This is a genomic window from Ensifer sp. Root127 (assembly GCF_001425225.1).
In the GTDB taxonomy this organism is placed as follows: Bacteria; Pseudomonadota; Alphaproteobacteria; order Rhizobiales; family Rhizobiaceae; genus Ensifer; species Ensifer canadensis.
Genome location: NZ_LMDX01000005.1, coordinates 1 through 20,201, shown reverse-complemented (window position 1 = coordinate 20,201; position 20,201 = coordinate 1). Strand labels below are relative to the sequence as shown.

Annotated in this window: 18 protein-coding genes; 10 read left to right on the top strand and 8 right to left on the bottom strand. The window is 63.3% G+C overall.

The features are described from left to right. Positions 1-4: 4 nt before the first annotated feature. On the bottom strand, positions 5-1,114 hold the full coding sequence (locus ASD03_RS09340) for an efflux RND transporter periplasmic adaptor subunit (protein ID WP_057213000.1): 1,110 nt from the start codon (positions 1,112-1,114) through the stop codon (positions 5-7). Between the two features lie 109 nt (positions 1,115-1,223). Further along, positions 1,224-1,832, bottom strand: coding sequence for a TetR family transcriptional regulator (locus tag ASD03_RS09335; protein ID WP_057212998.1), 609 nt, complete (start codon positions 1,830-1,832; stop codon positions 1,224-1,226). Positions 1,833-2,051: 219 nt separating this feature from the next. Here ASD03_RS09335 and ASD03_RS09330 point away from each other — a divergent pair, with 219 nt between their 5' ends. After that, positions 2,052-3,002 carry a DUF808 domain-containing protein gene (locus ASD03_RS09330; protein ID WP_057212996.1) on the top strand — a complete coding sequence of 317 codons (951 nt, stop codon included), beginning with the start codon at positions 2,052-2,054 and terminating at the stop codon, positions 3,000-3,002. 114 nt (positions 3,003-3,116) lie between these two features. Here ASD03_RS09330 and ASD03_RS09325 read toward each other — a convergent pair whose 3' ends face one another. After that, a complete protein-coding gene (locus tag ASD03_RS09325) occupies positions 3,117-3,878 on the bottom strand; it encodes a L,D-transpeptidase (RefSeq protein WP_038577748.1) in 762 nt (253 codons plus the stop codon). A 108-nt stretch (positions 3,879-3,986) separates the two neighbouring features. Between ASD03_RS09325 and ASD03_RS09320 the strand changes: the two genes are divergently transcribed. From ASD03_RS09320 to ASD03_RS09310, 3 genes are all read left to right on the top strand, one after another. After that, on the top strand, positions 3,987-4,649 hold the full coding sequence (locus ASD03_RS09320; RefSeq protein ID WP_057207531.1) for a response regulator transcription factor: 663 nt from the start codon (positions 3,987-3,989) through the stop codon (positions 4,647-4,649). Next, positions 4,649-6,004 (top strand): ATP-binding protein, encoded by a 1,356-nt coding sequence (locus tag ASD03_RS09315; RefSeq protein ID WP_025428332.1) that lies wholly within the window; start codon positions 4,649-4,651, stop codon positions 6,002-6,004. Before ASD03_RS09320 ends, ASD03_RS09315 begins: the two co-directional genes overlap by 1 nt. Before the next feature lie 69 nt (positions 6,005-6,073). Further along, entirely contained in the window at positions 6,074-6,424 is a 351-nt protein-coding gene (locus tag ASD03_RS09310) for a DUF1801 domain-containing protein (protein ID WP_025428331.1), read from the top strand. 18 nt (positions 6,425-6,442) lie between these two features. Here ASD03_RS09310 and ASD03_RS09305 read toward each other — a convergent pair whose 3' ends face one another. Continuing rightward, positions 6,443-7,405 carry a LysR family transcriptional regulator gene (locus ASD03_RS09305; RefSeq protein WP_057212994.1) on the bottom strand — a complete coding sequence of 321 codons (963 nt, stop codon included), beginning with the start codon at positions 7,403-7,405 and terminating at the stop codon, positions 6,443-6,445. A 108-nt stretch (positions 7,406-7,513) separates the two neighbouring features. On the opposite strand from ASD03_RS09305, the gene ASD03_RS09300 reads away from it, so the two are divergent. The 3 genes from ASD03_RS09300 to ade all read left to right on the top strand — a co-directional run bounded on the left by ASD03_RS09300 (position 7,514) and on the right by ade (position 12,642). After that, entirely contained in the window at positions 7,514-9,316 is a 1,803-nt protein-coding gene (locus tag ASD03_RS09300) for an adenine deaminase (protein ID WP_057212992.1), read from the top strand. A 59-nt stretch (positions 9,317-9,375) separates the two neighbouring features. Then, positions 9,376-10,779, top strand: coding sequence for an NCS2 family permease (locus tag ASD03_RS09295; RefSeq protein WP_082523592.1), 1,404 nt, complete (start codon positions 9,376-9,378; stop codon positions 10,777-10,779). A 72-nt stretch (positions 10,780-10,851) separates the two neighbouring features. Continuing rightward, entirely contained in the window at positions 10,852-12,642 is a 1,791-nt protein-coding gene (gene ade / locus ASD03_RS09290; protein WP_057212989.1) for an adenine deaminase, read from the top strand. 71 nt (positions 12,643-12,713) lie between these two features. Here ade and ASD03_RS09285 read toward each other — a convergent pair whose 3' ends face one another. The 3 genes from ASD03_RS09285 to ASD03_RS09275 form a co-directional block, all read right to left on the bottom strand. Next, positions 12,714-13,847: a serine hydrolase domain-containing protein gene (locus tag ASD03_RS09285; protein WP_244494616.1), complete on the bottom strand. Its 1,134-nt coding sequence runs from the start codon at positions 13,845-13,847 to the stop codon at positions 12,714-12,716. Positions 13,848-13,852: 5 nt separating this feature from the next. Continuing rightward, positions 13,853-15,451, bottom strand: coding sequence for an ABC transporter substrate-binding protein (locus ASD03_RS09280; RefSeq protein WP_057212988.1), 1,599 nt, complete (start codon positions 15,449-15,451; stop codon positions 13,853-13,855). Positions 15,452-15,541: 90 nt separating this feature from the next. Beyond that, positions 15,542-16,705 (bottom strand): FAD-binding oxidoreductase, encoded by a 1,164-nt coding sequence (locus ASD03_RS09275; protein WP_244494615.1) that lies wholly within the window; start codon positions 16,703-16,705, stop codon positions 15,542-15,544. Positions 16,706-16,821: 116 nt separating this feature from the next. On the opposite strand from ASD03_RS09275, the gene ASD03_RS09270 reads away from it, so the two are divergent. The 3 genes from ASD03_RS09270 to ASD03_RS09260 all read left to right on the top strand — a co-directional run bounded on the left by ASD03_RS09270 (position 16,822) and on the right by ASD03_RS09260 (position 19,665). Next, on the top strand, positions 16,822-17,445 hold the full coding sequence (locus ASD03_RS09270; RefSeq protein WP_025428323.1) for an XRE family transcriptional regulator: 624 nt from the start codon (positions 16,822-16,824) through the stop codon (positions 17,443-17,445). Positions 17,446-17,680: 235 nt separating this feature from the next. Next, positions 17,681-18,358: an FCD domain-containing protein gene (locus tag ASD03_RS09265; protein WP_025428322.1), complete on the top strand. Its 678-nt coding sequence runs from the start codon at positions 17,681-17,683 to the stop codon at positions 18,356-18,358. Beyond that, on the top strand, positions 18,355-19,665 hold the full coding sequence (locus tag ASD03_RS09260; protein WP_025428321.1) for an MFS transporter: 1,311 nt from the start codon (positions 18,355-18,357) through the stop codon (positions 19,663-19,665). Before ASD03_RS09265 ends, ASD03_RS09260 begins: the two co-directional genes overlap by 4 nt. Positions 19,666-19,699: 34 nt before the next feature. Here the strand turns inward: ASD03_RS09260 and ASD03_RS09255 are convergent. After that, the coding region (locus tag ASD03_RS09255) for an electron transfer flavoprotein subunit alpha/FixB family protein (protein WP_162250497.1) at positions 19,700-20,201 on the bottom strand (502 nt) is incomplete at its 5' end.

Genomic DNA, 20,201 nt, shown 5'->3' with positions numbered 1-20,201 from the left:
TGGTTCAGCGCACGATTTCGGCGGCTGCGGTCTTGTCGGTCGCGGCGGACTGGCGGGCGATATCGCCCGATATCGCAACCTTCAGGTCTTCGGTCATGAACTGCGTGCCGGCGGCCACGACCAGATCGCCGCGCTTCAGCCCGTCGACCACGCGCACGCCCTCGCCGGTAAAGTCGGCAACGGTGATCGTCCTGCTCTTCACGGTCTCGCTGTCACGGTCGACGACCCACACCGTTGTTTCACCGTCCTTCTGAGCCAAAGCGCTCAAGGGCACGGACATGTGGCGCTCGGCGTCATCAGCCGAAGCCAGGATGGTTGCGGTCATGCCGAGCAGAATGCGCGGATCGTTGGGCAGACTGACGCGCACGGCAAAAGTTCGCGACGGCTGTTCGGCACTGCCCGCGACCTCGCGCACCTTGCCGTCGAGGATCAGGCCCTGATCGGACCAGAAGCCGGCCTTTACCGCCATGCCCGGTTTGAAATTGGCGACATCGACTTCCGGGACGGCGATGAGCACTTCCTTCTCGCCGTCGACGGCGACGGTGGCGACAGGCGTGCCGGAGCCGACCACCTGCCCGACATCGGCAGCAATTGCCGCGACGATGCCGCTACGGTCAGCGACCAGTTCGGTATAGGTCACCTGGTTCTTCGCCTGGGACAGCGCCGAGCTTGCGGCATCGCGCGTTGCCACGGCCTGGTTATGGCTGAGTGTTGCCTGGTCGAGCTGCGCCTGGGAGGCGACTTTCCGGGCAAAGAGTTGTTCGGCGCGTGCGCGAACCAATGCGGTCGTCTCGACCTGGCGCTCGGCGGCCTCAAGGTTCGCGGCCGCACTCTTGACTGAAAGATCATAGTCCGTCGCATCGATGCGGGCGAGCGGATCGCCGGACTTCACCCGGTCGCCGACATTCACCAGGCGCTCGGTGATCTTGCCGTTGACGCGAAAGCCGAGGTTCATTTCCGTTCGGGCACGCACGACACCGGAATAGTTCATCTGCCGCGCTTGTCCGGCATCGCTGATCTCGACCACCTTGACCGGCCGCACGACCGGCTTGGCTTCCTCCTGCTCCTGCGAGCAGGCTGCCAGCACCAGGGACATCGCGGCAAGAAGAGCCATCCTTGCGCTCAACGCGAAACGGCTACGGGTTTGAACGGGCATAGACATTTCCGCACTCCTCGGCGGCATCAGCCACACGGTACACATCGGGGGCCGCTACCCGGCCTGGTCAGTTTTTCAGTGCCTTGATCGCAAATTCGATCAGTTCATCCGGCGTCGCCCGATTTTCCTTCGAGAGACATTGAGCCACCATCTGCGGGTGGCAGAGGATCACGGTCGCGGCGCCGAAACATCTGGAGGCCGCGTCGGCGTCCTGTTCGGGGAATTCGCCCGCGAGAATGCCTTCGCGGATCACATCGGCGACAAGGGCGTGCAGACGATCGATGTGCTTGTCGATCACGTGCCAGTCGCGTTCCATCGCGATGACGACCATCTCGTGCACCTTCTGGTCGTCGAGCATGACCTCCACCGTCATTTGATGCTGCGCGCGGATATATTGCCGCAAGCGCTCGGTCGCGCTCAGCGACTGCCGGCAGATGTCCTGAGCCTGCTGATAGCTGGCAGCCAGCATGCGGCCGCAGATCGCCTGATGGATCTCCGCCTTCGAAGCAAAGAAGCGGTAGATATTGGCGGGCGACATGCCGAGATCGCGGGCGATGTCGGCCACATTGGTCTTCGAATAGCCGAAATGCCGAAACAGCCGCTCGGCCGCATCCAGGATCCGCGAGACGTTTTCCTGACGCGTCGCGTCCAGCTGGCTGTCGATGCTGTCATCCATGTAAGTCCGCTTTCGATTTACGACTGACGATTTTCATATTTCGTCAGTCGTAAATCGAAAGCGGACCGACGTCAACCGAAACGAGCCACTTTTCGCCTCACGTTATGGTGTCCGCTCGCCAGAGAATTTGCATGTCGTTGACTCGACACGCGGCGGTGGTTACTGCCGAATCCTGGAGCACCCGCCCCATGGAATTTCAGCGCAAAGGGTTCGCGTTCAATGGCTACTGGTCTCATCGCCCTGCTCGACGACGTTGCCGCCATCGCCAAAATGGCGGCCGCCTCGCTTGACGACGTCGCCGCACAGACTGCAAAGGCCGGCGCAAAAGCAGCAGGCGTGGTCATCGACGACGCAGCCGTGACGCCGCGCTACGTCGTCGGGCTGACACCGGAACGCGAACTGCCGATCATCGGCCGCATTGCGCTCGGCTCGCTCAAGAACAAGATCCTGTTCCTGTTGCCCGGTGCACTGCTGCTCGGCTACTTCGCCCCCTGGGCGATCACCCCGCTGTTGATGCTGGGCGGCATCTACCTCTGCTACGAGGGCGCCGAGAAACTTTATGGCGTCTTCTTTCCGCACGCGGCCCATGAGCACGAAACCGCCGTGCTCGGAGAAAAGACCGATCCCGTCGCGCTTGAAAACGAGAAGGTCGCCGGCGCCGTGCGCACCGATTTCATCCTGTCGGCCGAGATCATGGCGCTCACGCTCTCAACCGTCGCCGATGCCAGCATCTATATGCAGGGCGTGGTGCTTGCCGCGGTCGGCATCGCCATTACGCTTGCCGTCTATGGCGTCGTCGGCCTGATCGTCAAAGCCGACGATGCGGGCGTCGCGCTGGCCAAGACCTCCGTATCGGCGCTACGCGCCATCGGCCGCGGCCTGGTCGTCGGCATGCCGATCTTTCTGAAGGTTCTCGCCGCCATCGGCACTGCGGCGATGCTCTGGGTCGGCGGCAGCATTCTCGTCCACGGCCTTGCCCAGATGGGATATGCCGGCCCGGAACACATCATCCACGACATCTCCGAAGCCGTGGTCCACGCGCTCCCAGTTGCCCCGGGTCTGATCGGCTGGATTGCCACGTCGGCGCAGCAGGCCCTGCTGGCGATCGTCGTCGGCGCTGCAACCATCGCCGTCATGGGCAACATCGTCGCGCCGATCTGGGACGACTGAGACCTGCGAGCCACTGACCTCGCATCATTGGCGCCGCCACGCTCTGGCCCTGCCCGGGCCAGAGACATGCATGTTCCCTAATCGGTCGATATTGACCGACCGGACAAGCCGCGATCAGCTCGTGGCGAGATGCGCCTTCGACGGATCGGGAATGACGACGATCGGGCTACCGTCTCGGACCTGAGCGTGCAGATAGACCACATCCTGGTTGAGCATGCGGATGCACCCGGACGAGACGGCCTTGCCGATCGACCGTGCCTCGGGACTGCCATGGATGCGGTAGAGCGTGTCCTTGCCGTCCTTATGGATATAGAGCGCCCGCGCGCCCAAAGGGTTCTTCAGGCCCGGCCCCATGCCGCCGTTCTTGATGCTGTAGGGCTCGAGCCTCGGCTGCCGCGCCACCATTTCGTCGGGCGGCGTCCAGCGCGGCCATTTCCGTTTATAGGCGACCACCGCCCGCCCGGACCAGGCAAAACCCTCGCGGCCGACACCGATGCCATAGCGCATGGCGCGCTGGCCGGGCAACACGTGGTAGAGGTGTTTCGCCGGCGTATCGACGATGATCGTGCCCGGCCGCTCCTGTGTCGGATAGTCGACTTCCTGGCGCCAGAACTTCGGATCGACCTGGGAGACATCGACCGCGGGAATGGGAAATTGCTCATCCGGCATCGCGTAGTACATCGGCGGAACGGTGCCCTTGGGCGGCGGCGTCATCTCGACCACCGTCGGCTTCGGTGTCGGGCGCGCGGTTGCTGCACAACCTGAAAGCAGGATGGCCGTCGCGCCAACGAAAAGGCTGCGGCGCGTCAGCGAGCCGCCGGATCGCAAATAGGTTCTGGCTGATGGTAACGGGTTCAGTTCATCTATATCGGACATTCATCGACTCGGGGCTTGTTACGATGACGCCCAAAGGAATGCGCTACCTTAAGGCTGCCTTAAGGGAGGTGCTAAACAACCGCCGTCGGTTAATCCGTGGAGACCTAAGTGCGGGTACTGATTGTCGAAGACGATGACATTTTGCGCGACGGGCTGAAGGTCGGCTTGGCGCTCGCCGGTTTTACCACCGATGCCGTCGCCACCCGGGAGAGCGCCGACGCGGCGCTGGCCGCAGGCAAGTTCGACGCCGTCGTCCTCGATCTAATGCTGCCGGACGGCTCCGGCGCGGACGTGCTGAAAAAACTGCGCGACGCACGCAACGACACGCCGGTCCTGCTCTTGACCGCCCGCGACACGGTCGCCGATCGCGTCAGCGGGCTGGACATGGGCGCCGACGACTATCTCGGTAAACCCTTTGACCTCGATGAGGTGGCAGCACGGTTGCGCGCGCTCGCGCGCCGATCCGCCGGTCGATCGACCGCCTTCATCGAATGGTCGACGATCCGGCTCGATCCAGCCCGGCAATCGGTGGAAAAGGCAGGCGCGCCGGTCCGGCTCTCGCGTCGGGAATATTCCATCCTGCATGCGCTGATGTCGCAGCCGGGCGCGATCTTTTCGAAGGCGACGCTGGAGGACAAGCTTTACGGCTGGCAGGAAGAGGTCGAAAGCAACGCGGTCGAGGTGCATATCCATCACCTCCGCAACAAGCTCGGCCCTGGCCTGATCGAAACCGTCAGGGGCATCGGCTACCGGCTCGGCAGCAACATCTGATGCGATCGATCCGCGCACGCCTCTTTTTCATATTGCTCGTCACCACCGGGCTCATGTGGCTTTCGGCCACCCTGTGGATCTTCTTCAGCACCCGCGCCGAGGTCGAGCAGGTGCTCGACGCCCGACTGATGGAGGCGGCGAAGATGGTCAGCTCGCTTGTGGTCAACCAGGAGATCGACCCGGATAAGCCGGCGCAGACGAAGGCAAAGATCCCGGTGCTCGAGCACCCGCATTACGACCGGCAGCTTTCTTGCCAGATCTGGTCGCTGGACGGCACCCTGATCGGCAAGTCGGAAAGCGCGCCGGAGACGACGCTGTCGGCGCATGCGACCGGCCTTTCCGAGACGGTGATCAATGGCGAAACCTGGCGGGTCTACGCGGTCGAGAATGCCGAGCTTGGCGTGCGCGTGCTCGTCGGCGACAACCTGCGCATCCGCGACAGGCTGGTCAACGACGTCGTCAAAGGCCTGCTCTTTCCGGCCCTCCTGATCATACCGCTGCTGGCGACCCTGATCTGGCTGAGCGTCGGGCGTGGTCTGGCACCGCTCAGAAAACTGGCGGGCGATCTTGCCGCCCGCGACGCCTCGGACCTGCACCCGATCAAGGAGACCGCAACACCGAGCGAGATCAGTCCCGTGCTTCGCGCATTGAACGGTCTCTTCGGCCGCGTCGCCGGCGCACGTCAGCGCGAGCAGAATTTTATCGCCTTTGCCGCCCATGAACTTAGAACGCCGCTTGCCGGGCTGAAAACCCAGGCCCAGGTGGCGCTGGCGAGCAACGATGCCGAAATCCGCGAAAAGGCTCTCGGCCAGATTGTTGCTGGTGTTGACCGCACCGGACGGCTCGTCCGGCAGTTGCTCGACATCGCGTCGGTCGAAGCGTCGGAAACGGCGCGCACTGTGGCCGAGGTCAATCCCGGCGAGATGCTGGTTTCGCTCAGGAGCGAACTGCTTGGCCATGCCGGCAGTGCCGCGACGGTTGTCGTCGACCCCAGTCTTTGCAAGCTGCAGGTCAGGACCAATCCGGATCTGCTGCGACTTGCCGCCCGCAATCTGATGGAAAATGCGCTCCATCACTCGCCGGCCGGCGGAACGATCCTCTGCTGGCTTGAAAGCGACGACGGAACGACCACGATTGCGATCGATGACGATGGCCCGGGCATTCCGCCGGAGGAAATGCCCCACGTCACCGAGCGTTTCTTCCGCGGACGCTTCAAGGCCGCGATCGGCAGCGGCCTCGGCCTGAGCATCGCCGAACTCGCGCTCGATCACGCGGGCGCCGCGTTGGTTTTGCGAAACAAGGTCGGGGGTGGATTGTCCGCCAGGATCGTCCTGCCCAAACACCTCATCGCGTGAGCATAGTCGGCGCACGTCGCGCGATATTGGTGCGTTCAGAATTCTGCAACGAGTCGTAAGCGAGCCATTATGGACAAGCGCATTGAAGCCTTCCTCGCCGATATTCGCGACCGCGGCGACACACAGTTCGCGATTGTTTCGCGGCTGCGCGAGATCGCATTGGCGTCCGGGGCGGGCATTTCGGAAGAGATCAAATATGGCGGCCTGCTGTTTTCCGCCGCGCGACCGTTCTGCGGCATATTTCCGTATTCGGCCCATGTCACCCTGGAATTCAGCGAGGGCGCCGCGCTACCGGACGCGCATGGCGTGCTGATGGGTCAAGGCAAGGCGCGCCGCCACATCAAGATGCATTGCGTGTCCGATATCGCGGCAAAGCATGTGGCCGCCTATGTTGACTTGGCTTTGAGAGCCGCCGGCTGATCGATTGCGGACGCCGCGTCAGCGGATCGCACGATTCGACGGCATGCTGACTTTCTCCACGTAGTAGCGCGGAATGCCTGTGCGCTCCCGGTCGCGATAAAAGTCGATGCAGAATTCGACAAAGGCCCTGAAGCGCTTCGACACGTGCCGCCGGCGCGAATAGATCAGGTTGATCGCCGTTTTCGGCGAACTCCATTCGGCCAGAACAGGCTGAAGCAATCCCGCTTGCCGCTCCGTCTCCACGAAGAATTCCGGCAGATAGGCGATGCCCTCGCCGGCAACCGCGAAATACTTGATCGTCCAATAGTCGTTGGTGGTGCAGGTTGCCGCCGGCAGCAGATCGATCTCGGCATCGCCGTCGCGCGTCAGATACCAGGATTGCAGGCGTGTCTGCTGGCGAAAGACGAGCCCGCGATGGCCGGCGAGGTCGTCGGGCTTAAGCGGTGCGCCGTGCCGGGCGATGTATTCGGGGCTCGCAAAGAGACCGTAAGATGAGACCGAGAGCCGGCGACTGATGTAGTCGACATCTGATGGTTCGCCCCAGTGAAAGATGCCGTCGAGCGCCTGCTCGGTGACCTCGGAGAACGGTTGCCGCGAGCTCAGAAAAACGACGTCGAGATTGACCTGCGGATATTGCTGGCGAAATGCGTAGAGCAGTTCGGATGTGATCGTCGTGCCGAATTCGCCGGTCGAGCCGACGCGCAGCGTGCCCGCTACCTCCTGCCGCATCTCGGCCATCGCCGTTGCCGCATCCTCGCAATTCGACTGGATGAGCCGGGCATAACGCAGGAACTCCGCTCCGGCGTCGGTCACATGCAGCTGATGCCCCTCGCGCACGAAGAGTTCGATGCCGAACTCGTCCTCCAGCTGCCGGATCTTGTGGCTGAGGGTCGATTTCGGCAGCCGATGCAGGCGGGAAGCCGCTGAAATCGAACGGGAATCGGCAACTTTCACGAAGCAGTCGAGAAGCGAGAGATCCATTTTTCGTCCAAAATCCTGTACGATATGTCCGATAAATACGCCATTTCGGCCCATTGTACAAACGAAACCAAACTGGGAATATTCGGCGACGCTAAGGGAGAGGTTTCAGTGAGCAATATCAGAGAATTCATCCGGGCAGCCTCGGGCACCGGCAACAAGGCCACTTTGGCGATCCGCGGCGGCAGGCTCGTCAACGTCGTATCGGAAGAAATCTACCAGGCCGATGTCGCGATCTACGGCGAGCGGATCATCGCCGTCGGCGACATCTCAGACTATGTCGGGCCGGAAACGAAGATCGTCGACGCCACCGGCAAATACCTGGCGCCAGGCATGATCGACGGCCATCTGCATGTCGAATGCTCGAAGATGTCGCTAACGAGCTTCGCCAAGGCGGTCGTTCCGCTAGGCACCACGTCGATCGTCACCGGGCTTGACCAGATCATCGTCGTCGGCGGGCCGGCGGCGGCGCGTGAATTCCTCGACGAGGCCAAGCAGACACCACTCAAGGTCTTCTGGGGCGCGCCCTGCAAGACGCCGTACACCATGCCGCGTTCGACCGTCGGGCACTATTTCAGTCCTGCCGATCACCAGGCCACCCATCACTGGCCGGAATGCGTCGGCATTTGGGAAACCGTGCGCGAGTTCATCCAGGAGGAAGACCCCGACGTGCTGGCGGCGCTCGAGCTTGCCGAAAAGAGCCGGCTCCCGGTGCTCGGCTGCTGCCCGATGACGCGCGGAGCGCGCCTCAACGGCTACCAGCAGTCCGGCGTGCGCGCCGACCACGAAAGCTATTCGCCGGAGGAAATGCTCGAAAAGCTCAGGGCCGGCATGCATGTCGTCGTGCGCGAATCCTCGATCTCCCACTTCCTCTCCGACAATCTGCGCATCGTCACCGAAATGGGCGTCAAGGCCTTGCGCCGCATCAGCTTCTGCACCGATGACGTCGTTGCCAGCGACATTCTCAAGCGCGGCCATCTCGACAATATGGTGCGCATGGCGATCGCCATGGGAATCTCGCCGATGGCGGCGATCCAGATGGCAACGATCAACGGCGCCGATGCCCTTCGCATCGACGACAAGGTCGGCTCAATCTCGCCGGGTCGCGCCGCCGACATCCTGCTCGTCAACGACCTGCGCGAGTTCAGGATCGATGCCGTCATCGCCAAGGGTGAGGAAGTCGCGCGTGAGGGCCGCATGGCCATCGAACTGGTGCCGCCGCCGCGCAGCGCCGCGCTATTGACTTCGATGAAGGTCGCGCCGCTCGAACTCGACGATCTGAAGCTGCGTTATGACGGCCCCGGCGGCAGCGCCGCTGCCATGGCGATCGCCGTCACGCCGGAAAAGATCTTCGTGCGCACCCGCCGCGATGTCACCCTGCCAGTCAAGGACGGATGCGTGCTCGCCGACCCGGCAAAGGACATCCAATATGTCACCGTGGTCGAGCGCTACGGCAAGACGAAAAACCGACCCGTCGCCTTCACCTCCGGCTTCGGATTGCGCGAAGGCGCAATCGCCAGTTCGACCGCGCCCGACGACAACAACATCATCTGCATCGGCGCCGACCCGGAAGACATGCGGGTCGCCATCAACCACCTGATCGCCAACCATGGCGGCCAGGTGGTGGTCAAGGACGGCAAGGTCGTCTCCTTCCTGCATCTGCCGATCGGCGGCATCGTCTCCGATATCGAACCATCGGAAATGGCGGCGCTGGAGGAGGAACTGGACGATGCGGCGCGCGGGCTCGGCTGCACCCTGCCATGGCCGTTCATGTACATGTTCGTGCTTCAAATCACCGCGATCCCGGAATATGCCATCACCGATCTCGGGGTCGTCGATTGCGTCCGGCTCAAGGTGATCTCGCCGCTCGCCGGGAACGGCGGCGAGGAAGCGCGCGCCGCAGCAGCAGAGTAAAGCCTTGGAAGGGGTCGGCATCGCCGGCCCCTTCCTCATTTCAAAAAAAGGGGAACAAAATGAACTACCAACCCAAGGGCGTTGAGCCGGCGTCAGGCCAGGCACAAGCCTCCTGGCTCGCCAGCCTGCTTGACCGCTACTTCCAGATTTCCAAATTCGGCTCGACCATTCGAACCGAAATCCTCGCCGGGCTGACCACCTTTCTCGCCGCCTCCTACGTGATCGTCGTCAACCCTTCGATCCTGTCCCACGCCGGCATTCCGTTTTCGGCCGGCGTAACGGCGACCGTACTCGTCAGCTTCATCGGCAGCTGCGCCATGGGGCTCTATGCGCGAAGCCCGATCCTGGTGGCGCCGGGCATGGGCATCAATGCGCTGTTTGCCTATACGATGGTTGTCGGCGCCAAGGTACCGCTGGAAATCGCGCTGGGCTGCGTCTTCTGGGCCGGCGTGCTCTTCACCGTCATGGCCTTCTTCAACCTGCGCCAGACGATCATCGAGGCGATCCCGGTCGACCTGCGTTATGGCATCGCCTGCGGCATCGGTCTGTTCATCGCACTGATCGGCTTCGAGAATGCCAAGTTCATCATCGCCAATCCGGATACGATCGTCGGGCTGACGACGTTCAACCCCGTAACCCTCACCTTCATTGCCGGCTTCATCCTGACGGTCGCGCTGGTGGTCCGCAAAGTTCCCGGCGCGATGATGGCCGGCATGATCCTCACCACCATCCTCTCCATCCCGATCGGCCGCTGGTGGGGCGACGGCAGCGCGTTTTCGCCGGATACGCCTGATGTGCATACACTGGTCAATTGGAGCGGCTTTTCCGCGGCACCGGATTTCAGCTTCATCGGCCAGATCGACCTCGTCGGCGCCTTGAGCCTGATCTACCTGCCGTTCATCTTCGTCTTCCTGTTCACCAATTTCATCGAGGCACTCTCGACCTTCCTCGGCCTTGCCGAAGCGGCTGACCTCAAGGACGAGCAGGGATTGCCGCGCAACATCAAGCAATCCATGCATGTCGACGCCGTCGCTGCGCTGATCTCCGCACCGCTCGGCACCAGCCCCGCCACCGTCTATCTGGAATCGGGCGCTGGCATTGCGCAGGGCGGCCGTACCGGGCTTGTCGCCCTTGTCGCCGGCCTGCTGTTCGTGCCGTTCCTGTTCCTGTCGCCGCTGTTGTCGCTCGTTCCGGCCGTGGCAACCGCGCCCGTTCTGATCCTCACCGGCCTCTTCATGTCCGAGCCGATGAGCAAGATCCGCTGGACCGACATCGACGAAGCGATCCCGGCGTTCCTTGCCATCGTGCTGATCCCGCTGACATTCTCGATCACGCTCGGGCTGTCGCTCGCAATCATTGCCTATGTGCTGATCAAGCTGGTCTGCGGGCGGGCGGGCGATGTAAAACCGGTCATGTGGTTCGTCGCCCTCTTGGCGGCAGCGCTCATCGCCCAGACCCAGTAAACCTGTCGGCGCCTCCTTTTTACTCAGACGTCAAAGGGGGCGCCGACATCGTCTCCATTGAAGGAAACTGTCATGCTCCAATCCTGGTCGAGGACCGCACCCGAGCTCGTCGACGTCGCCATGGGCCGTGCGCCGGCGGACCTCGTCATCCGCAACGGCAAATGGGTCAACGTCTATTCCGGCGAGATCATTCCGCACACCGACATCGCGGTCAAAGCCGGCCGCTTCGCCTATGTCGGGGCAGACGCCAGCCATACGATCGGTGAAGGCACCAAGGTCGTCGACGCTGCCGGGCGTTATCTCGTGCCGGGGCTCTGCGACGCGCATATGCATGTCGAAAGCGGTCTCGTCACCGTCACCGAATTTGCGCGCGCCGTCATCCCGCACGGCACGACGACGATGTTCATCGACCCGCACGAGATCGCCAACGTGCTCGGCCTGGCCGGCGTGCGGCTGATGAACGACGAGGCGCAAAGCCTGCCGATCAATGTCTACGTGCAGGTGCCGAGCTGCGTGCCGAGCGCGCCCGGGCTCGAGACGGCGGGTGCTGAACTCTCGGCCACGGACGTGGCCGAAGCGTTGAGCTGGCCGAACATCATCGGGCTTGGCGAGATGATGAACTTTCCTGGTGTCGCCTTTAACGATCCCAAGATGGTCGCAGAAATCGCGGCAACCCAGGATGCGCGGCTGACCGTCGGCGGACACTATGCTTCGCCGCATCTCGGCCGGGAGTTTCACGCCTACGCCGCTGGCGGCCCGGCCGACGATCATGAAGGAACGACCGTCGAGGACGCGATTGCCCGCGTCAGACAGGGCATGCGTGCGATGTTGCGGCTCGGCTCAGCCTGGTTCGACGTTGCCGCCCAGGTCAAGGCGATCACTGAAGCCGGCGTCGATCCGCGCAACTTCCTGCTCTGCACCGACGACAGCCACTCCGGCACGCTGGTCCACGACGGCCACATGAACCGGGTGGTTCGCCACGCCATCGCCCAAGGGCTGAAGCCGATCACCGCCATCCAGATGGCCACGCTCAACACCGCCCAGCATTTCGGCGTCGAGCGGGAACTCGGCTCGATCGCACCAGGACGACGGGCCGACCTGATCATCACGTCGGACCTTGCTGCCCTGCCGATCGAGATGGTGTTTGCCCGCGGCGAACTGCTGGCAGATTCCGGCGCCTTGGTGCGCGATATCCCGCCCTTCGTCTACCCGGCAAGCGCCCGCGACACCGTGCATCTCGGCAAGACACTGAAGGCTGGAGATTTCGACATCGGGCTTAACAGCACCGCGACCCACGCGCGGGTCCGGGTGATCGGCGTCGTCGAGAACCAGGCGCCGACGCGTGCGCTTGAAGCCGAGCTTTCGGCGGCGGGCGGCATCATCGAGATGGATCGCGCCCAGGACGTCTGCCAGATCGCGCTGGTGGAGCGTCATCGCGGCACCGGCGACGTCGTCAATGCCTTCGTCTCCGGCTTCGGCTATGACAGCGATTGCGCGGTTGCAAGCACCGTGGCCCACGACAGCCACCACATGATCGTCGTCGGCACCAACAAGGACGACATGGCGAAAGCCGCGAACCGGCTGCACGAGGTCGGCGGCGGCATCGTGGTGATCAAGGAGGGCAAGGAGCTTGCACTGGTTGAACTGCCGGTCGCGGGGCTGATGTCGGATCAGCGTGCCGAGATCGTGGCGGACAAGGCCGCGGCACTAGTCGAAGCGATGCGCGTCTGCGGCTGCCGGCTGAACAACGCCTACATGCAGCATTCGCTGCTGGCGCTCGTCGTCATTCCCGAACTGCGCATCTCCGACAAGGGGCTGATCGACGTCCGGACCTTCGAAAAGGTCGACGTCCTCATTTCATAACAATGCTGTCAAAACGCTCGACCGCCCGAACGGGCGGTCGATCTGATTTCGAGACGTGATCGCCAGCGGGCTTAGCTGTCCATGATGATGCCGATTGCCTGATCGAGCACTTGATGCAGACCGCTGGCGTAAAAGGACATCCGGTAGCCCGAGCCCACATTGCTGGTCATGGCGATTGTCAGACCCGATTTCGGCTCGTGCTGCATCACGGTAACATAGCCGGGGATGCTGCCCTGGTGGCCATAGACGAGCCGATCCGCGTAGCTGCTCTGGAACAGCCCCGCCCCGGTCTCGCGCATCCGCGTACCGGGAAAGCTAACGGCGACACGGCTTTCGCTCATCTCCCGGAACATTCCGTCCGCCAGCAACTTGCCGCCAAACAGCGCCCGCATGAAGGCGATCATGTCGCCGGGCGTCGAGACCATGTCGCCGCAGCCATAGGCCGCCGTGAACGGAAACGAATCCGATGAATCCTGCAGCGCGTCGGAATAGGGCAGGACGCCGTCCATGCGCCACATCTCGGCTCCGGCAGCGATGCCCGCCCCTGCATCCGCAGCCGGTGGCGGTCGGTGGTAGTAGCCGCGCACCATGCGCTCTTCCGGGAAGCTCTCGGTCGAAGGCGACCAGGTGTTTTCGAGCCCGAGCGGTTCGAGCACCTGATGGCGGACATAATCGCCGAGCGACTTTCCGGTGACCTCTTCGATCAACATGCCGGCAAGCACATAGCCGGTGTTGTTGTAGACGGCCGGACCGCCGGGCGCCGACTGAGTGCCGACCCGAAACGCGAGATCGACGAGTTCGGCCGGCGTCCAGATGCGGTCCGGGGTCATCGGTATGTCGTACTCGAATTCCGGCAACCCGCCGCGATGGTTGACGAGTTGGCGCACCGAAATGGCAGCGGCACCGGGAAGGTCCGGGAACCAGTGCGAGATCGGCGCGCCAAGCTCCACCACACCGCTTTCCGCCAGCTTCATCAGGGCGGCAACGGTAAACGTCTTGGTGCAGCTACCGATCTTGAACAGTTGCGTTGGCGAAACCGGTATCCCCCGCGCCCGGTCGGAAAGTCCCGAGGTCAAGGTGACGGTCTCGCCATCGCCCTGTGAAAAGCCCAGGGAGGCGCCGACGGCACCATCGTTGATGTAGCCTTGAAGCAGTCGGCTTAGATCGGCAAGCGTGACGCCGCCGCTCATTGTCATCTCGTCCATCCGGCTTACTCCGCGATATCGACGTTGGCGAAGTTCTGGCGGCCGAAGGCGTCGAGAACGTAATTTTTCACGCTCTTGCGCACAGGGATCGACACGACGGAATGGGCGATCGGCGCAACAGGCACTTCCGCCTTGAGGATGGCCTGCGCCTTGCCGTAAAGCGCTGCCCGTTCCTTGGGATCGGCGGCGACGCGCGCATCCTGAAGCAACTTTTCAAAGTCGGCGTTGCACCAGCGCGCCCGGTTGGAGCCGCCCTTCACGCCGTCGCAGCTAAGCAGATAGCTCAGCATATTATCCGGATCACCGTTGTCGCTGCTGCCGCCGAGCAGGAAGGCGTCATGCTCGCCCTTGGCGGTGCGGGTCAGATACTCGGCCCACTCGAAGCTGACGATCTCGGTTTTCACGCCGATGGCGTTCCAGTCCGCCTGGATCATCTCCGCCATGCGGCGGGCGTTCGGGTTATAGGGGCGCGAAACCGGCATCGCCCAGAGCGCGATCGAAATGTCGCTCTCGTGGCCTGCTTCCCTCAAAAGCGCCTTGGCGCCTTCCGGATCGTAGTCGATGCCCGCGTCCTTGGCCGCACCGAGCTGTGCAGGCGGCACCACGCTGCCGGCAACGCTGCCTGCACCCTGATACACGGCTTCCACGATCGCCTGCCGGTTGACGGCCTTGGCGAGCGCCAGGCGGATACGCGCATCACCGAGCGGCTTGTGTTCGACGTTGAAGCCGAGAACGCCGATATTCTGGCCTTCGAGGTTATAGACCGTCACCTCGGGGTCGTTCTTGAGATCGGCGACGGCTCCGGGCGGTGGTGGCGCCGCCACCTGGCACTCGTTCGCCTTCAGCCGGGCGACCCGCACGGTGGGCTCCGGTGTGATCGCAAAGACGAGGGTATCGATCTTCGGCGCACCGTTCCAATAGTCCTTGTTGGCCGCATAGCGAATCTGGCTGTCCTGCGCATAGGCCTCAAGGATGAACGGCCCGGTGCCGACGGGCGCCTGGTCGATCAGCTCCGGGGTGCCGGCTGCGACCATCTTCTCGGTCTGCTCCAGCGAGAGAATGGAGAGGTAGTCGAGCGCAATGCTGGGCAGGAAGGTGACGTTTGCCGACGTCAGTGTGAAGCGCACGGTATGATCGTCCAGCTTTTCGATCTTCTCGATCAACGGCCCAAGCCCAAGCGCACTGAAATATTCGTAAGAGGCGTTCGACAGCTTGTGGTACGGGTTGTCGGCGTTGCGCTGACGGTCGAAGGTGTAGAGCACGTCGTCGGCGTTGAATTCGCGGGTCGGGGTGAATTGCGCGTTGCTGTGGAACTTGACGCCATGGCGCAGATGGAAGGTGTAGACCTTGCCGTCTTCGGACACGTCCCAGCTCTCTGCAAGCGCCGGCCCGACCTCCGTCGTCCCGGGCTTGAATTCCACCAGCCGGTTGAAAATCGGCTTGGCCGCGGCATCCATAGTCGAATCCGCCGTTCCGATCATCGGGTTGAAGGTCTCAGGGCTCGCTTCCGAGCAGTAGACGAGGGTCTTCGCATAGGCCTGCCCAGCCAGCAGGATTGTCGATGCGACGAGCGCGGTGCGCAGAATCAGACGTGTGGATTTCATAGCAAACGCTCCTGGTTGCCTTTGTGTTGACGTCGTCGCGGGGTTCTCCTTACCGCATCGACGACGTTTCGATCTTGATGGTCTGTCCGGTCATGGGCCGGTCGGGGAAAGCGACGGGGTGTGCGCCGCCGCCATAAATCGGACGGGTGCCAGCGCGTCGAACTCGACGCCGAGTTTGACGACATCCTCAGGCATCGCGGCATCGCGCAGCAGCGCCGAGGCGATCCGCGCCAGGGTCAGCGAGACCTGGAAGCCATAACCGCCTTGGCCACCGAGCCAGAAAAAGCCCGGCAGGCGCGGATCGAAGCCGACGACGGGCGTGCGGTCCGGCGAGAAGGTGCGCAATCCGGCCCATGGCCTTTGCGGCCGGCCAATACGAAGCTCGGTTGCCTGCTCGATCCGGTCGACGGCGATGGCGACGTCGATATCTTCAGGGTAGGCGTCGCAGGGCGGTGAATCCGTTTCGTCCGCCAGCGAGCCGATCAGCTTTCCGGCATCCGGCTTGAAGTAGAAACGCTCATGCAGATCGACGGCGAGCGGCCATGTTCGCGCGTCGAGCCCCGCGGGCGGGTCGAACATGAAGGCGGTGCGCCGTTTGGGCGAGAACCCGAGCCCCGCCAGCCCTGCCCGCTCGGCGATCACATCGACCCAGGCTCCCGCCGCGTTGACGACCATATCGCCTTCGTAGGAGCCGGCCGAAGTCACCACTTGAAAGCGGCCGGAAATACGGGAGATCTGCAGCACTTCCTCGCCCGAAATGACAGTCCCGCCAAGCGCCTTCAGAGCGGCGGCCGCGGCATGGACCATCTTGCCGGTGTCGATATCGAGAGCGCCGGGCTCGTAGACGCCGCCACACGTGGTATCGGCACGAATGACGGGAATAAGCACGCTGACTTCGTCTGCCGAAAGCCGCCGGACGCTGGGCACGAGCGCCTGGTACTTCTGCGCCAGTTCATCGACCATCGCATCGTCGTCGCACCCACCGAAATGCAAGGCGCCGCGCACATGCTCGGCAAAGCCGCCATCGACGATGGCCGGCCGGCTGGCAATGGAGAGCGCTCTGACCACCGTGTTGCCGTAGGTCTCGGCAAAAAGCGCCGCCGAGCGGCCGCTTGCGTGATAGCCGAGATGCGCCTCCCGCTCGATGAGGACGACCGATGCCCATTCTTGGACGGCAGCCGCAACCGACAGGCCGGCGATACCGCCGCCAATGACAATCACTTTGGGAGAAGAGGATCCTGAGCGCATAGCCATTGGTAAATTCATTTTCCGATACGGTCAATATTTAGCGTATCGGAAAATTCTTGGCGCTTGTTGCGAGGCGGCCAGAGTTGAACTAGCTAGGTAGATCTCGTTTGCCGGAGAGAACCATGTCGGAACAGCCAAACCTCGGCGATTGCCTGCGGAACCTGAGGAAACATCACGGCTGGACCCTTCAGGACGTCAGCCACCTGACCGGCGTTGCCGTTTCGACCTTGTCCAAGGTGGAGAACGACCAGATGTCGCTGACCTATGACAAGCTGCTGCAGATCTGCGCCGGCCTCGGCGTGCATGTCACCGAATTGCTCAGTGGCGACAGCAAGCAGCCCGCCGCCCGCACGCGCCGCTCGGTAACCTCGGCCACGACGACGCTGCGGCAGCTGACCCGCAATTACGACTACCACTACCTTGCAACCGATCTGGTGAGGAAACGCATGGTGCCGATCCTCGCCCATGCCCGCGCGCGCACGCTTGCAGAGTTCGGTCCGCTGACCCCTCATGCCGGCGAAGAATTCCTGATCGTGCTCAAGGGCGAGATCGAGCTGCATACGGATCAATATGCGCCGGTGCGACTGAAAGCCGGCGAAAGCGTCTATATCGACTCGACGATGGGCCACGCTTATCTCTCGGTCGGCGAAGGCGACGCGGAAATGCTGTGCGTCTGCTCCGGCGACGAGCCGGATATGGAAAAGACGTTGCTCAGCATCACCGACGGCCAGACCACCGATCATTGATCGGCTTCCGTCGAGGATTTAGTCGAAGGAAGTATTTTATCGGCTTGTTCTGTCGACTCCCGATGGAACGCGACAGCCCCACCTCGCGGAGATGCGCGGTCGCCCGACAACAGCCCTCCACCGACCAGCGTCGCCGCGCATTCGGCCGATGTCGCCCCGATTCCACCACAACCAATTGACAGCGACTAAACTCAGACGTATTCGTTAGGTCATCTGATGACTTGATGAGTTTATCATGCAGCCCGTCAATCGAACCAATCTGGCCGACAGTGCGGCCGAAAGCCTGCGCGCCGAGATCGTCAGCGGCCGCTGGGGCGTCGGCGACCGCATCCCGAACGAAACTCTATTGACCGAGCTGTTGTCCGTCAGCCGGGGCACGGTGCGCGAGGCCGTGCGTGTGCTGGTCTCGCAGGGTCTGCTCGACACCCGCCAGGGCTCCGGCACCTATGTGCGCTCGACGGTCGATCCGGCAGGCGCGCTCGACCGTGTCAAACGCGCCGGTCTGCGCGACCAATGGGAGGCGCGCGCCGCCCTCGATGTCGAGGCGGCAAGGCTTGCGGCGATCCGCCATACACCCGCCGACCTCGAACGCATGACCCGGCTGCTGAAGGCTCGCGGCACAGTTGCCGATGGCGGCTACGAGGCCTTCGGCCATCGCGACATCGCCTTTCACAAATCCATCGTCGAAGCCTCCGGCAACCGCGCCATCGTCGGGCTCTACGATTTCTTCACCTCATCGATCCTCGAAACCATTCACTCGACGCTGAAGGGCGACGTGCCGGAACCCGACGAACAGGCCCATGCGGCGATCGTCGCGGCGATCGCCACCGGCGATCCGGACCGCGCCGCGTCCGCCGTTCGCGCCTTCATGGCGCCGGTGCTTCGCGAACTCGACAGGCTTCTTTCGCAATGAACCAGACTTTCCGTGATCCCAATTCCTCGGCCCATCAGGTCGCAGCCATCAACGGTCTCGAAGACCAGCTCATCGACGCCGAAGCCGACAGCGTACCCGAGCCTCAGCCGCCGGTGTTGCCGCGGGGAGCGGCGCGTTTCGTCCTCGGCGCCAGCCTCGTGCTGATCGCCTTCAACCTGCGACCGCTGTTTTCCAGCCTCTCGGTGTTGCTGCCGGAGGTGATGCGCGATACCGGCTTAACGACTGCCGGCGCCAGCCTGCTGACGACGCTGCCGGTGCTCTGCCTCGGCCTGTTTGCGCCGCTGGCACCAAAGCTGGCACAGCGCTTCGGTGCCGAACGCACCCTGCTTGGCGCCTTGGCTCTGCTCGCGCTCGGGACAGTGCTGCGCGGTTTCGGCCCCGTACCGGTGCTCTTCCTGTCGACATTCGCCGCCGGGGCGGCGATCGCCATCGGCAACGTGCTGCTCCCGGGCCTCGTCAAGCGCGACTTTGCCGACAAGGCGGCGATCATGACCGGGCTTTATACAATGGCGCTCTGCGCCGGCGCGGCCGGTGCCGCCGGCCTGACCCTGCCGCTCGAACACGGTGTTACCGGCTCGTGGTCCGGTGCACTCGCCATCTGGGCGCTTCCCGCCTTCATCGTGCTGTTGATCTGGATGCCGCAGGCGCTTGGCAGCAAGGCGCAGGTCAGACACACCGGCTTTCGTGTCGTCGGCCTTTGGCGCGACCGGCTGGCCTGGCAGGTAACGCTGTTCATGGGGCTGCAGTCGGCTCTGGCCTACTGCATCTTCGGCTGGCTCGCCCCCATTCTCAGGGAGCGCGGCTTCGACCCGGCAACGGCAGGCGTCATCGTTTCGGTCTCGATCATGACCCAGGTCGTCACCTGCCTGCTGGTTCCCTCCTTTGCCATCAGGCGCAAGGACCAGCGTGGCATCAATGTCGCGCTGATCGCAGCCGCAGTGATCGCGCTCCTCGGCATTCTGTTCGCGCCGCCGTCGACGGTGATCTTCTGGGCCATTCTCCAGGGCTTCGGCCAGGGCGGGCTGATCGCTGTAGCGATGACGCTCATCGTCTTGCGCTCGCCCGATTCCCATGTCGCCGCCCATCTCTCGGGCATGGCACAAGGCGTCGGCTATGTGCTCGCCGCCATCGGCCCGTTGCTCGTCGGCCTGATCCGCGACTGGACCGGCAGCTTCGACGCAGCCGCGATCCTGTTCGTGACGCTCGGCCTCGGCGCGGCGATCATGGGTTTTGGCGCCGGTCGGGCGCTGCATGTCGGCGCACGCACGATCAGGATCGACGGCTGAACGTCAACGTTCAGCCGTCGTCTCTGAAGTCTCATCAGGATGCCCGTTCCATCTCCGGCAGGGCTTCGAACAGGTCGGCGACGAGGCCGTAGTCGGCAACCTGGAAGATCGGCGCCTCCTCGTCCTTGTTGATGGCGACGATGACCTTCGAGTCCTTCATGCCGGCCAGATGCTGGATCGCACCGGAGATGCCGCAGGCAATGTAGAGATCTGGGGCAACCACCTTGCCGGTCTGGCCGACCTGCCAGTCGTTCGGGGCATAACCGGCGTCGACTGCCGCGCGCGATGCACCGACGGCAGCGCCGAGCTTGTCGGCAACCGGCAGGATCACTTCCTTGAATTTTTCCGACGAGCCGAGTGCACGGCCGCCCGAGATGATGATCTTGGCCGAGGTCAGCTCCGGACGATCCGACGACGACAGCGCGTCGGCAACGAAGCTCGACAGACCCGGATTGGCCGCAGCCGCGATCGTCTCGAGCGAAGCCGAGCCACCTTCGGCAGCGGAGGCGAACGAGGCGGTGCGCACGGTGATGACC